This window comes from Paenibacillus xylanilyticus (assembly GCF_013359935.1).
GTDB classification, from domain to species: domain Bacteria; phylum Bacillota; class Bacilli; order Paenibacillales; family Paenibacillaceae; genus Paenibacillus; species Paenibacillus xylanilyticus.
The window spans coordinates 61,665-75,736 of the sequence record NZ_JABMCB010000179.1 but is presented as its reverse complement, the minus strand read 5'-3'; the positions used below and the strand labels follow the sequence as shown (position 1 = coordinate 75,736).

Here is a 14,072-nt window from a genome sequence, read left to right as displayed (position 1 = left end):
AAGCGAGCGGAGCCCGACCTGTTTTGAAGGAGGAAATCGAAGTGGACTTTGGAAGATTGATTACAGCAATGGTCACTCCGTTCAACGAACAAGGAGAGATTCATTGGGAGGAAACGGCAAGGCTCATAGATTATCTAATTGCAGATCAAAAATCTGAAGCACTTGTGGTTTCCGGAACGACTGGTGAATCTCCTACACTTAGTGACAGTGAAAAGGTGCAACTTTTTGAATTTGCAGTGAAACATGCTGCCGGAAGATGCAAAATCATTGCCGGAACAGGGTCTAACAATACCGCCCATTCGATTCATCTGACACAAGAAGCAGAACGTGCCGGAGTGGATGGGGTCCTTTTGGTTGTTCCTTATTACAACAAACCAAGCCAAGAAGGATTATACAGACATTTTGAAGCCATCGCGAACTCAACCAAACTGCCCGTGATGCTGTATAACGTACCAGGTCGTACGGCAGCAAGCCTGTCTGCTTCAACTACACTTCGCCTGGCTCAGCTTCCGAATATCGTGGCTACGAAGGAATGTGCTTCTTTGGAGCAAGTAACACAGGTCGCTGCAGTTGCACCCGAACAGTTCAAGGTATATTCGGGAGATGATGCCTCAGGCTTACCAGCAATTGCGGTGGGAGCTTACGGTATTGTCAGTGTAGCCAGTCATGTGGTTGGGGCCGAGATGAAACAGATGATTGATTTCTTTGTTTCGGGAGATGCTCAAAAAGCAACCCAATTGCATCAGAAGTTATTCCCGGTATTCAAAGGTCTATTCGAGTGTCCACAGCCTTTGCCGAACCCGGTAGCGGTGAAATTTGCGCTGACCTTGCGTGGATTGGACGTTGGTTCAGTGCGTCTTCCTCTTATTGCGCCGACTGAGGATGAGCAGAGCTTTATTCGCGACCTGTTTAACTAACTACAGATATTATCGTTATTTTGTTAATTTTAAACATATTAGATCGAACAGGAACTGCTCTTCAAACCAGAAGAAGCGGTTCTTTTTTTTCGCATTTTGGCTCGTTTCATCCTCGCTGTTAGAGGGAAACCTATGGCTTAACGACAGAGTGACTTGTTTTTTTTGTTTTTAATCATGTATAATGATGTCAAGTGACTGGGTGCGGTATTTTTTTGAAATTGAAAGCGACATCGTTTCGAGATGTGGCTTTGCGGTGAAAAGGGAAGGAACGGCTAAGAAGGAATCATTTCAATCCAACTAGTTGGTGTAGGGGAATTACTTCGAAGAACTTCTTCCAAATATCGTGAATAAAGGTGTTCTTTTGCATACATGCCTATCTTTTGGTTTGTAATGTGGAGACTACTTTTCTAACTTACAATAAATAAAATAATAAGGTACGACGTCCAACTACCATAGGAGGTTTAGATTCATTTGTCTAAGAAAAATAACAACGATAAACTGATGATTTTTGCACTGGGCGGCGTAGGCGAGATTGGTAAAAATATGTACGTCATCCAATACGCTAACGACATTGTAGTCGTAGATGCTGGTCTTAAATTCCCGGAAGAAGATATGCTTGGGATCGACATTGTCATTCCTGACATTTCGTATCTGACTGAGAACCGTGACAAAGTAAGAGGTATTATTTTGACTCACGGTCACGAGGATCATATCGGTGGATTGCCATATGTTCTGAAACACCTTAATGTTCCTGTATACGGAACCAAGCTTACACTCGGACTGGTGGAAAACAAGCTGAAGGAAGCCAACTTGCTGGGTGAAACGAAGCGCATTCTGATTGACGCTGATTCCGAGATTCAACTCGGTTCAGTATTAAAAGCAACATTCTTTGCTACTAACCATAGTATTCCGGATTCCGTCGGTGTATGTGTTGAAACACCAGAAGGTGCTGTAGTGCATACAGGTGACTTCAAATTCGACCACACACCCGTTAATGGTCAATATGCAGATCTTCAGCGTATGGCACAGATTGGTACAAACGGTGTACTCGCACTTTTGTCCGACAGTACCAATGCTGAAAAACCGGGCTTTACGCCTTCCGAGAAAAACGTTGGGATTGTTCTGGAAGATATCTTCCGTAAAGCGAGCCAACGTGTTGTTGTAGCTACTTTTGCTTCCAACGTACATCGGATTCAACAGGTAATCAATGCAGCTGAAGTGACGGGCCGCAAAGTGGCAGTCATTGGACGCAGTATGGTCAATGTTGTAGGCATTGCTTCTGACCTGGGATACCTTGAAATCCCGGATGGCATGATCATTGAGCCTGAAGAAGTAGGCAAAATGGCTGCTGACCGTGTCGTTATTCTTTGCACAGGAAGCCAAGGAGAGCCAATGTCTGCGTTGACCCGGATGGCTCGTTCGACTCACCGCAAGGTAGATATTCTCCCTGGTGACACCGTTATTATCGCGGCAACACCAGTACCGGGTAATGAGAAGTACGTAGGCCGTACCATTGATGAACTGTTCCGTCTTGGAGCTAATGTTCATTACAGTGGCGCAAACAGCGGTGTACACGTATCCGGTCACGGTAGCCAGGAAGAGCTCAAGCTGATGCTTAACCTGATGAAGCCGAAGTTTTTCCTGCCGATTCACGGTGAATTCCGTATGCAGCGCCGCCACGCGGTTCTTGCTGAATCTGTAGGCATTGATCCGGATAACATTTTCATCACGGATATCGGTGAAGTGGTGGAGATTCAAGGTGGAGCAGCACGCAAAGCGGGTAAAGTTACAGCGGGTAACGTGCTGATCGACGGATTGGGTGTAGGCGACGTGGGTAACATCGTATTGCGTGATCGCAAACTGTTATCACAAGATGGTATTCTTGTCGTTGTTGTTACGCTGAGCAAACAGGATGGCAAAATTGTTTCCGGTCCGGACATCATTTCCCGCGGATTTGTGTACGTACGGGAATCTGAAGGATTGCTTGATGAAGCAAACCGTATTGTCAGCAGCACTCTGCAAAAGTTGATGAGTGAGAATGTAAACGAATGGGCTTCACTCAAAACCAATGTAAAAGATGCACTGGGTCGCTTCCTGTATGAGCAAACTCGTCGTAGACCGATGATTTTGCCAATCATCATGGAAGTTTAATAAATACATTAAACAATCATATATTCAGGCACACAGTCGCCTCTTATCTACGAGTAATATTGGACGGTTCCTCGTAGATAAGGGGCTTTTTCTAGTTTTACGGTTTACTGCATGGCTTTTACGAGGCTTTTGGCATCTAATCGGGTATAAGTAGACTGGCAATTTCCCCATACTAAGGAGTACATTAAAATGGTTCTGGGGAAGGGGATTAACATAATGAGTGAATATATAAACGGTAAACAGACCTCCAAGTCGAATCAACCCGAGGTAGAGACTCCAAACATGCCTGTACAAGATGATAAAGGATTGTCTCCGGTTACAGAGGCCATTCAACAGTTTGGACAGACGCAATCGCCTGCAGGGGAGTCAAATATTTTTTGTATGACGATTATTGGACAGGTTGAAGGACACTTGATTCTGCCTCCGCAAAATAAAACGACCAAGTATGAACATATTATCCCGCAACTGGTTGCTGCCGAGCAGAACCCCCGTATTGAGGGCATATTGATCATTTTGAATACGGTGGGCGGAGATGTGGAGGCTGGTTTGGCAATTGCCGAGATGATCGCTTCTCTGAGCAAACCCACTGTTACTGTAGTCATAGGGGGAGGGCATAGCATTGGTGTTCCTATCGCAGTGGCTTCTACCTATTCACTAATTGCTGGAAGTGCAACGATGACAATCCATCCCATCCGGATGAATGGGCTTGTCATTGGAGTACCACAAACGTTTGAATACATGGAAAAAATGCAGGAACGTGTCGTACGCTTTGTCACAACACATTCAAATATCTCGGAAGAGATGTTCAAGGAACTCATGTTCAAGACGGGGGAATTGAATCGGGATATCGGGACAGCAGTAGGAAGTGCCGATGCAGTCAAATATGGATTAATGGACGCAGTTGGCGGCATTGGGCAAGCAATTGCCCAGTTAAATAAACTTATGGGAGATAAGAGGCAAACACTGCAGGCAGGAGGGCTTACACAATGACCATGTATACCGTTATGCCGCCTGAGCATCTCTGGTCCGGAATGTGGAATGAAGGGGAGGATACCCGTGAAGTCAAGGTTAATGGTTTATTGATGCAGGTCAGACCAGTTAGTGAGAGTGAAGCTGTCATTGTACGTTTGCTTGATTGCCCGCTTGAAGCTTATCTGAACCCAGCCAATATGCCTGGCGCCAAGGTTCCACTTTCAGGTAACGCTGGACCAACATAACACGACGAAAAAAGACAAATTGGGCAAGAAAAGAACATATGTACGGATTATATTTGTATGGTATAATATTCTTCTGGGGGTGACCTGATTTTGGCCAGAAGAAAAAAGAAGAAGAAAAAAGGCGCTGCGTTTAGCGGCGTTTTAAAATATGAGATATACGGAATTGTTCTGATTACCCTTGCAGTTATCGCTTTATCCGGTGAAGCAACGGTAGGACGTTCATTATCTAAAATGTTCGGGTTGTTGCTCGGCAAATTCTATTTTGCTATTCCGTTGATCGGGATCTATTACGGGTTAATGGTGATGATTCACCGAAAGTGGCCAAGCGGCTGGACAACACGCAAGACAGGACTTGTACTTCTGGTGTTTGCGTTAACCTTAATGAGTACCGTATCTGCAATGCATCAGAAACTTCTTCCTGTTGGTGCTCTTGAGCCGGGGGCGGTTATTACACAAGTACATAATGATATGCAGACCGAGCTGCTACAGCCTGCGCCTGGTGAGCATGATTCGATGCTAAATAAGGACATAAGTGGCGGTTACATCGGAGCTGCTCAATTTGCTCTGTTTTTATGGCTGTTTGGCAGTTTGGGTGCGCGTTTGATCATGATCGTGATGTTCATTATCAGTTTTATGCTGATTACCAGTCTGTCCTATGTTGATCTGGTGCGCATTTTCAGGACCAAGGTTTGGGATGCAGGCAGCTCAATCTATAAAAAACTGGAGTCGAGACCGGCTGCGCGCTCTACTGCAACATCTTCGGGGAAAAAAGGTAGTGCGGCACGCAAGGTGGTTCCTGTTCCTGCAGATGTCGAGGAAGATGAAGAGGATGACATGGAAGAGATGCAGCTGCCGAAACGAAAAGCGCCTATCTTCTTTCAATTGTTCGGAAAATGGGGTGCGGATCGGGAATCGACCAGGTCTGCCCGTGAGATGGAGCAGGAGGAGCCAACCCCTTCAGAAGAGGTTGTGTATCGTGCGAATTCAGATCATTTTGCAGAGTCATGGAATGAAGAGCCGGCGTTCGTTTCGGATGTACCGAGCCAAGTGGGAGGAGCTTCCCAACCCAAGGCCAGTTCTGCTCCAATCATCCGTGATTTCTTCGAACATGTCAGAGCGGAGGATAACATCAAGGATGATGATTTGGATGACGCGTATCCTTTCCCTGATGATATTTCGGATCAAACCCAAGGAGACGATATACCGATTAAGATTAGTGATGAGCTGGTGGATACTGCGGAATGGCCAGTATCTGAAGTTGGCCCGGATGATCTGAATGAGGTGGAAAGCAACCCGGACGGACAAACTGACTCAAACGGTGCCCCTACAGGGTTGAACAGTGAACATGTTGAGGGCCAGGACAAGGAGCCAGTTAAACCGCCTCCTCCGCCTCCAAAGCCATATAAGCTTCCTTCGTTCCGTCTTCTTGCGAAACCAAACAATGGAGGCAAGGGCGGGGATCAGAAAGATTATATGCAGACAGCCCGTAAGCTTGAAGCGACATTGGAGAGTTTTGGTGTTCGAGCGAAAGTGCTTGAAGTGGTTAGAGGACCAGCAGTTACACGGTATGAAATTCAGCCGGATATTGGTGTGAAGGTTAGTCGAATTGTGAGTTTGACCGACGATATTGCACTGGCATTGGCAGCCAAGGATATTCGGATGGAGGCGCCGATTCCTGGTAAGTCGGCCATCGGGATTGAGGTACCTAACGGTGAAGTTTCAGTTGTAACGATGCGGGAGGTTATGGAAACATCAACGTTCCAGGATGCAGAATCAAAAGTGACTATTGCATTTGGACGGGACATTTCCGGGCAGACCATCATCGGCAACCTCGCCCGTATGCCCCATTTGCTTGTGGCAGGCGCTACAGGTTCTGGTAAATCGGTTTGTATTAACGGAATTATCACAAGTATCCTATACAAAGCGAAACCGGATGAAGTGAAGTTTCTGATGGTCGATCCGAAAATGGTCGAACTTAATGTATACAACGGCATCCCACACCTGATGGCTCCTGTCGTAACCGACCCCAAGAGAGCTTCATTGGCTCTCAAAAAAATTGTGGTTGAGATGGAGAAAAGGTATGAGCTGTTCTCCAAATCGGGTACACGTAATGTCGAAGGTTATAATAACCTGATGAAGGGCAATCCGGCCGCAGTTTTGCCGTACATCGTAGTTATTGTGGACGAGCTTGCTGACCTGATGATGGTCGCAGCAGGCGATGTGGAGGATGCCATTGCCCGTCTCGCCCAAATGGCACGTGCAGCCGGAATTCATTTGATTATTGCGACACAGCGGCCTTCCGTGGATGTCATTACTGGTGTCATTAAAGCCAATATTCCTTCTCGGATTGCGTTCGGTGTGTCTTCACAGGTGGATTCCCGGACAATCTTGGACATGGGTGGCGCTGAGAAATTGCTGGGCCGCGGGGACATGCTTTTCATGCCGATGGGCGCTTCCAAGCCAGTACGTGTGCAGGGAGCTTTTATGAGTGATGAAGAAGTTGAAAATATTGTGAATTATGTGCGTGGACAAGGGGAAGCCCAGTACGATGAATCCATTGTGCCTGAAGTCGACGATTCCGTTCAAGCAGCAGATGAAGTACAGGATGAACTGTATGAACAGGCTGTGCAAATTATTTTGGAAGCGAAGCAAGCTTCCGTATCGTTGCTTCAGCGGCGGATGAGGGTAGGGTATACCCGTGCTGCACGCCTGATTGACTCTATGGAAGCTCGTGGAGTGATCGGTCCTTATGAGGGCAGTAAACCTAGAGAAGTATTGATCTCGCTGGAACAATATCAGCAAAACAAAATAAGTTCTTAATTTGAAATTGAATACGTAACTAGTGAAGCCCTAACGATAAAGTTGGGGCTTTTTTGTTATCAATTGACGTTGAAGTTTGCCATGTTGTCCAATGTTCGGGTGATTTGGTGCATAGGAAGTAAGCAGGCTTGTCATAATAACGTTAGCGATTCTGTTAATCCCACAAGAGAAAGGTAGAGCACAGTCGATGCGAAAAATGAACATATGGCTTTTCACTGCTATTTTGCTGATGTCCGCATTGGGAATACGTTATTTGCTTCCTGACAAATCGGCAACCGAAAGTTCGCAACAAAGTATACCGCAGGTGGAGGAGCAGTCTATGCCCACCTTCAGCAGCAACGCCGTGAAATATGGAAGCTATGGTCAGGATGTATACGAACTTCAAGGCAGACTGAAGTACTTGGGATTTTACAATGGTAAAATCGACAGTAATTTTGGCAGCAGCACATTAAAATCCGTAAAATGGTTTCAGTCTGAATTTGGCATGAAGGCGGATGGTGTGGTTGGGGCCAAAACCAAGCTGAAGCTGTACAATGCAACCAAACAATGGTCTCCAACTGAGCCACCGCTGCATAAAGAATCGTCTGGCGGGGGTAAAGACAAAAACACCAACGCCGATAAAGAACAGGACAATATGGGCTCTGCGAATTCGATGGGCCTGTCAGAGAATGAAATTAAGATTATGGCCAATGCGGTATATGGCGAATCCCGCGGAGAGCCCTTTGAAGGTCAGGTTGCCGTAGCGGCCGTCATATTGAATCGCGTCAAATCTCCGAGTTTTCCCAATACACCATCCGGTGTTATTTTTCAGCCCGGTGCATTTACGGCCGTCGCTGACGGTCAGATCTATCTCGAACCCAATGCCCAAGCCCGTAAAGCAGTTGAACAGGCAATGAATGGCTGGGACCCATCAGGGGGATGCCTCTATTACTTTAATCCCAAGACGGCTACATCCAAATGGATTTGGACCCGTCCTCAGGTGAAAACAATCGGTCAGCATATCTTTTGTATGTGATGATGTTGGAAGCAACCAGAAGACGTGTCTTCGGTTGCTTCTTGCCTTTTGCATGGGTTAAAATGGTTGTTACGCTTGAGCTTTAACGACATATTGCATAACAAATGACGCCGTAAAGGGGTTTTGACATTTGAATACATCAGGATTTGAACGGGGCAACCAAAAGGAGTTTCGTATCCATGTTTTGCCCACCAAACGTTTCAAGACATTTGCTATCTCATTGTATGCAGGAGTCCCACTGCAAGAAGATACGGTCACCAAAGTAGCTCTTACGCCATTTGTTCTTCGCCGTGGAACGGAGTCCTACCCGGAAACAACGGAGTTTCGTGAGCAGCTGGAGCATTTGTATGGAGCTGGTTTTGGGTTTGACGTATACAAACGTGGAGACTATCAAATCGTACAATTCCGGATGGATACCATAAACGATTCCTTTGTTGGCGGGGATGAGCAGCTGTTGGATCGCTCCTTTGCATTTCTGGGTGAAGTGCTCACTAGGCCTGCCCTTGAAAAGGGTCATTTCCGGACTTCCTATGTACAAGCAGAGCGTGAGACCGTTCGCAAACAGCTGGAGTCCGTTGTTAACGATAAAATGCGCTATGCAGCAGAGCGCTGCATTGAGGAAATGTGCAAAAATGAGCCATACCGCCTGCATCCGCTGGGTGAGCGTCAGGATCTGCCAGGCATTGAACCCGATGTGCTTACTGACGCTTATCAGAGCTGGCTGCAGCAGGCAAGTATGGATCTGTATGTGGTTGGTGACACAACACTGGAAGAAGTGGAAAACCTGGTGCAAAAACATTTTCATGTTGAACGTGCCAAAGCCGCTGATTATGAGACTCACAAAGCCATGCTCGGTGACAAAGAAGTGGAGACGGTTGTTGAACGATTGAATGTTAACCAGGGTAAGCTGAATATGGGGCTTCGCACATCCATTACGTATGGTGATCCACAATATGCAGCAGCGTTAATGTACAACGGCATTCTGGGAGGGTACCCACATTCCAAATTGTTCGTCAATGTTCGTGAAAAGGAGAGTCTTGCATACTATGCTTCTTCCCGGTATGACGGACATAAAGGCATTGCTACGATCCAATCCGGAATTGAAATTCCCAATTATGAGAAAGCCGTTACGATCATCAAGCAGCAGTTAGAAGAAATGAAGAATGGAACCATTAGTGATCTGGAGATGTCCCAGACCAAGGCGATGATCCGCAATTTGCTAAAAGAAATGCAGGATTCCGCTTTCGAGATGATTGCATACGATTTTAATCGTCAATTATCAGGCAAAGAGCGAACTGCTGACGAGCTGCTGGCTCAGGTTGAGCAAATCAGCAAAGAAAATGTTCGTGAGGCGGCAGAACAATTCCGTCTGGACACGATCTACTTCTTGCGGGATGAGAAGGGGGTATAAGCTAGTGGAGAGCATACATTACGAACATCTGCAGGAAACGCTGTACTACGAAGTGATGGATAATGGGCTGCATGTCTATATATTGCCTAAACCCGGATTCCAGAAAACCTTTGCCACGTTTGCAACCAAATACGGCTCTGTTGACAATCATTTTCAGGTCGAAGGGCAAGAAGAAGTGCAGGTTCCCGACGGAATTGCTCATTTTCTGGAACATAAAATGTTCGAGGAACCAACTGGTGATATTTTTGCAACTTTTGCGTCTCATGGAGCATCTGCGAATGCTTTTACCAGTTTTGATCAGACAGTTTATTTGTTCTCGGCCACAGAAAACGTGAATGAAAATATACAAACATTAGTCAACTTTGTGCAAAATCCTTATTTCACTGATCAGAATGTGGACAAGGAAAAAGGCATTATTGGTCAGGAAATTAATATGTACGCCGACAATCCGGACTGGCGTGTTTATTTTGGATTAATCGAAGCGATGTATCAAAAACACCCAGTCCACATTGATATTGCAGGAACGGTGGAATCCATCAGCACGATTACAAAAGAGACATTGTACACTTGTTACAACGCGTTTTATCATCCAAGCAACATGCTTTTGTTTGTTGTAGGTGGAGTAGATCCGCAGGAAGTGATGGACATGGTTCGTTCGAACCAGGCTGAGAAAAATTATGAACCTCAAGGCGAGATCAAACGGATATTTGAACCGGAGCCGGCACATGTGGTGGAAGCGAGAAAAGAAGCCCGATTGGCGGTTTCTTTGCCAAAATGTCTTTTTGGTTTTAAGGAAACGGATGTTGGATTCTCGGGAGAAGACCTGCTGCGACGCGACATGACGACCAAATTAATGCTGGATCTCTTGTTTGGTTCAAGTACGACGTTGTTTCAAAAGTTGTATGATGAAGATCTCATCTCGGATAGCTTCGGACATGAATACATCAGTTCGTCGCAGTATGCGTTCTCCGTCGTCGGCGGTGATACAAAAGACCCGGATCTGCTGCTTGCCCGCATACGTGAAGAGGTCGATGCCATGGTTAAGAAAGGATTTGAAGCTTCGGATTTTGAGCGTGCACGCAAAAAGAAAATAGGTGGTTATCTGCGCATGCTTAACTCACCGGAAAATATTGCGCATGAATTTACTCATGAGCAATTTCGCGGCGGTGATTTCTTCAATATGATTCCCATATATGAATCAATCACGCTGGAAGAAGTAAACCGTAGACTGGAAGAGCATATTCGCTGGGATCAACTGGCTGTATCGCTTGTCGTGAGTCCGTAAACATGGAGAGGGGAACAGGACAAATGAAGCCGATTGGAGATATGACAGTACTTGTTACTGGAGCGAGCGGAGGTATAGGAGCAGCCATTGCAGAGCGTTTTGCAACGGTCGGTATGAATGTGGTTATTCACTATATGAAATCGCATGAAGCCGCCAACGAAGCCGCCAGAAGATGCATGGAAAAGGGCGGTGGCAAAGTGATGACCGTATCTGCCGATCTTCGCAGCCGGGAACAAATCGAACGCATGCGTGAAAAACTGGAGTCACATGGCTTAATGCCTGACATTCTGGTGAATAACGCAGGCATTTCGCATTATGGGCTCTTATCCGACGTGACAGAGGAAATCTGGGATGAAGTAATGGCGATTAACCTGAAAGGCACGTTCTTGTGTACTCAGACCATGATGCCACACATGATCTCGCAAAGATACGGTAGAATCATTAACGTATCTTCCATCTGGGGGCTATCGGGTGCATCTTGTGAGGTGCTGTATTCCACCACTAAAGGTGGCGTAAATGCGTTTACGAAGGCTCTTGCCAAAGAACTGGCCCCATCCGGAGTTACTGTAAATGCTGTAGCTCCCGGGGCGGTACAGACTTCGATGCTGAATCATCTGGATCAGGATGAAATGAAAATGCTGGAAGAGGAAATTCCTGCTGGGAGACTTGCACAGCCTGATGAAATTTCCTCTCTTGTCTATTTTCTTGCACTGCCAGAGTCCGGTTATATCAATGGGCAGATCATTAGCCCCAATGGAGGCTGGCTTACGTAAAATTTGACCGGTCGTTGTTATCTGGAGAATTTATCCTGTATATTAATTGCCCGGCAGGCACATATTACAACTGTTGATTTTAAATCTCATGCGTCGCTAAGGAGGATTTATCATGTCAACAGAAAAAACGGTGCTCAGCAGCTTTGACACATGGAAGAAGTTCTTGGGTGATCGCGTACTGCAAGCAGAGAAGATGGGGATGAATGAAGAAACCATCAACAAACTTGCGTATGAGATTGGTGACTTTCTGGATGAGAAAGTGGACCCAGCGAACCATTCCAACCGGGCATTAAAAGAAATATGGGATGTCGGCGATGCTGAAGAGCGTCGTACGATTGCGCGCCTGATGGTCAAATTGGCCAAACAAAACGCATAAGCTGCACTGATGGAAAGCTCCCGCAAGGGGGCTTTTCTCTAATGATTACAGACCTGTTCTTGTAATTCATTTTCATTTTATATATCATTAACGTGACCCATTTTTAGAAGATGTCTCAGTTCGTTGTCCTGTGGACACGTTCTGCTGCTGTCGAATAATGTGGAATAATGCATTACGGGGTGTTTAAATGGAATCTAAACAATGGTACATGGAATATAAAATACATAAGAACAGACCTGGTTTGCTGGGGGATATTGCCTCCATGCTGGGGATGCTTGAAGTGAATATATTGACCATTAACGGTGTGGAAGGCAAAACCCGGGGCATGCTGCTCGAATCCGATGACGATGAAAAGATCCGTTTGCTCGGTGAAATGCTTGCAAAGGTGAACAGCATCACCGTGTCGGCTTTGCGTCAACCCAAACTGGTGGATATTTTGGCCGTGCGTCATGGCCGTTATATTGACCGCGATTCGGACGACCGCAAAACTTTTCGTTTCACAAGGGATGAACTTGGGTTATTGGTAGACTTTTTGGGTGAAGTATTTAAAAGGGAAGGCAATCAGGTGATTGGCTTAAGGGGAATGCCGCGGGTCGGCAAAACGGAATCGATTATCGCGGGCAGTGTCTGTGCGATGAAACGATGGACGTTTGTTTCGTCGACCTTGCTTCGTCAAACGATAAGGAGTCAGCTCTCCGAGGACGAAATGAACCCAAACAATGTATTTATCATTGATGGTATTGTAAGTACAATTCGTTCAAGTGAACGGCATTATAACTTATTGCAGGATATTATGACGATGCCGAGCACCAAAGTCATTGAGCATCCTGATATTTTTGTGCAGGAATCGGAATATGACTATAATGATTTTGATATTATTATTGAACTTCGGAACAATCCAAACGAAGAAATTATTTATGATACGTTTACGGCCAGCTACACCGATGAACTGTAAGGCTCCGTACGGGATCATGGAATAGATAGAAACAACTAAAGAGAAAAAATAAGGAGGAGATGGCATGTCTGAACTGGGTCAGCAGTTAAGAGAGGCCCGGCTGCAAAAAGGGATGAGTCTCGATGATGTACAGGAAATGACTAAAATTCGCAAGAGGTATCTGGAAGCAATAGAGGCTGGGGACTATAAGGTGCTGCCTGGCAGTTTTTATGTGCGAGCTTTCATTAAAACCTATGCGGAAACGGTGGGACTGAACCCTGATGAGCTGCTGGAGGGGCACAAAAAAGATGTACCGGCAGAGGAAACGGAAGCAACCATGGAGCCCGTGATCCAAAAGCGTTCGAGTCGTCCGGTGGAGCGGAGCAATCGCTGGATGTCCGTAGCGTTAATGTGGACATTTCCGATTCTGATTGTTGCCCTGCTGTACGTGTATGTGGTCATGAACAAAGATGATGCAGATACTCAAGGCGTGGACCAAACCAAAATTACAGACAGTCAGCAGCAACCAAATGATCAACCTGATGAGACAACGGACAATGGTCAGGCATCGACTCCACCTACGAATGAAGCGGGTGGGGAAGAAACTGGGCAAGGCGACGGGGAAGCAGGCGGCAATGGTGGTGGTACCGATGTCACGGATCAGACGGATCCTGAAGGTCAAACGGATGAACAAACACCAGATGGTACCGAAGATGAAGAAAATACGGATAATGCCGGAGCTGTAGTGGTTGCCGAAGATGGTAAATCCGGTAATATTACTAATTTCAAAGTAAATGGAAGTGCAGGGAAACCGGTTAAGGTTACCATTAATGCTTCGGGCCAGAGCTGGCTTGAAGTGTATAAAGGTGAAAATTCAAGCGGGGAAAAACTGCAATTTGGCATGACAGCCGATGGAGACAGTATGTCTTTTGATCTGGACAGTACTGGATTGTACATTAAATCCGGATATGCTGCGGCCACGACCATTGAGGTTGGCGGGCAAGTGGTAACGGATGGGAAGGCTACAAACCGGATTCGTCTTCAATTGGGAGATGAAAGTACAAGCACATCTACCGAAACGAACGGAGGCTCTGCTGAAGGATCAGGAGCAGGAAACGAAGGCTCTGGCACAGGCAGCGAATAAGGGCTTTAACTGCTGGGGACAATAAGGTT

12 protein-coding genes are annotated in these 14,072 nt (G+C 46.1%); all 12 read left to right on the top strand.

What is annotated here, in order from left to right; all coding sequences use genetic code 11:
- Positions 1–41 precede the first annotated feature (41 nt).
- The 12 genes from dapA (at position 42) to HP552_RS13695 (ending at position 14,043) form a co-directional block, all read left to right on the top strand.
- The gene (dapA, locus tag HP552_RS13750) at positions 42–917 is read left to right on the top strand and encodes a 4-hydroxy-tetrahydrodipicolinate synthase (RefSeq protein WP_175396024.1); all 876 of its coding nucleotides are present in this window, start codon (positions 42–44) and stop codon (positions 915–917) included.
- 471 nt (positions 918–1,388) lie between these two features.
- Positions 1,389–3,068: a ribonuclease J gene (locus HP552_RS13745; protein WP_175396023.1), complete on the top strand. Its 1,680-nt coding sequence runs from the start codon at positions 1,389–1,391 to the stop codon at positions 3,066–3,068.
- 282 nt (positions 3,069–3,350) lie between these two features.
- A complete protein-coding gene (locus tag HP552_RS13740; protein WP_246310890.1) occupies positions 3,351–4,058 on the top strand; it encodes a ClpP family protease in 708 nt (235 codons plus the stop codon).
- Positions 4,055–4,285: a YlzJ-like family protein gene (locus HP552_RS13735; protein ID WP_175396021.1), complete on the top strand. Its 231-nt coding sequence runs from the start codon at positions 4,055–4,057 to the stop codon at positions 4,283–4,285. Before HP552_RS13740 ends, HP552_RS13735 begins: the two co-directional genes overlap by 4 nt.
- A gap of 90 nt (positions 4,286–4,375) precedes the next feature.
- Positions 4,376–7,105, top strand: a complete 2,730-nt coding sequence (locus HP552_RS13730; protein ID WP_175396020.1) for an FtsK/SpoIIIE family DNA translocase — start codon at positions 4,376–4,378, stop codon at positions 7,103–7,105.
- Between the two features lie 187 nt (positions 7,106–7,292).
- Positions 7,293–8,120, top strand: coding sequence for a spore cortex-lytic enzyme (gene sleB, locus HP552_RS13725; protein ID WP_175396019.1), 828 nt, complete (start codon positions 7,293–7,295; stop codon positions 8,118–8,120).
- A 130-nt stretch (positions 8,121–8,250) separates the two neighbouring features.
- Positions 8,251–9,531: an EF-P 5-aminopentanol modification-associated protein YfmF gene (gene yfmF, locus HP552_RS13720; RefSeq protein WP_175396018.1), complete on the top strand. Its 1,281-nt coding sequence runs from the start codon at positions 8,251–8,253 to the stop codon at positions 9,529–9,531.
- Between the two features lie 4 nt (positions 9,532–9,535).
- The gene (gene yfmH, locus HP552_RS13715) at positions 9,536–10,816 is read left to right on the top strand and encodes an EF-P 5-aminopentanol modification-associated protein YfmH (protein ID WP_175396017.1); all 1,281 of its coding nucleotides are present in this window, start codon (positions 9,536–9,538) and stop codon (positions 10,814–10,816) included.
- A gap of 23 nt (positions 10,817–10,839) precedes the next feature.
- Positions 10,840–11,589 carry an elongation factor P 5-aminopentanone reductase gene (gene ymfI / locus HP552_RS13710; protein ID WP_376768957.1) on the top strand — a complete coding sequence of 250 codons (750 nt, stop codon included), beginning with the start codon at positions 10,840–10,842 and terminating at the stop codon, positions 11,587–11,589.
- 112 nt (positions 11,590–11,701) lie between these two features.
- On the top strand, positions 11,702–11,965 hold the full coding sequence (locus HP552_RS13705) for a DUF3243 domain-containing protein (RefSeq protein ID WP_175396015.1): 264 nt from the start codon (positions 11,702–11,704) through the stop codon (positions 11,963–11,965).
- Positions 11,966–12,152: 187 nt separating this feature from the next.
- A complete protein-coding gene (locus HP552_RS13700) occupies positions 12,153–12,920 on the top strand; it encodes a DUF3388 domain-containing protein (RefSeq protein ID WP_095287700.1) in 768 nt (255 codons plus the stop codon).
- Between the two features lie 64 nt (positions 12,921–12,984).
- Positions 12,985–14,043 carry a helix-turn-helix domain-containing protein gene (locus HP552_RS13695; protein ID WP_175396014.1) on the top strand — a complete coding sequence of 353 codons (1,059 nt, stop codon included), beginning with the start codon at positions 12,985–12,987 and terminating at the stop codon, positions 14,041–14,043.
- The last annotated feature ends 29 nt before the right edge of the window (positions 14,044–14,072 follow it).

What these genes read in the sequence shown, in the direction of transcription:
- HP552_RS13735 (WP_175396021.1), top strand. Translation starts at nt 4,055, where the DNA reads ATGACCATGTATACCGTTATGCCGCCTGAGCATCTCTGGTCCGGAATG.
- sleB (WP_175396019.1), top strand. Translation starts at nt 7,293, where the DNA reads ATGCGAAAAATGAACATATGGCTTTTCACTGCTATTTTGCTGATGTCC.
- HP552_RS13705 (WP_175396015.1), top strand. Translation starts at nt 11,702, where the DNA reads ATGTCAACAGAAAAAACGGTGCTCAGCAGCTTTGACACATGGAAGAAG.
- HP552_RS13740 (WP_246310890.1), top strand. Translation starts at nt 3,351, where the DNA reads ATGCCTGTACAAGATGATAAAGGATTGTCTCCGGTTACAGAGGCCATT.
- HP552_RS13695 (WP_175396014.1), top strand. Translation starts at nt 12,985, where the DNA reads ATGTCTGAACTGGGTCAGCAGTTAAGAGAGGCCCGGCTGCAAAAAGGG.
- HP552_RS13700 (WP_095287700.1), top strand. Translation starts at nt 12,153, where the DNA reads ATGGAATCTAAACAATGGTACATGGAATATAAAATACATAAGAACAGA.
- ymfI (WP_376768957.1), top strand. Translation starts at nt 10,840, where the DNA reads ATGAAGCCGATTGGAGATATGACAGTACTTGTTACTGGAGCGAGCGGA.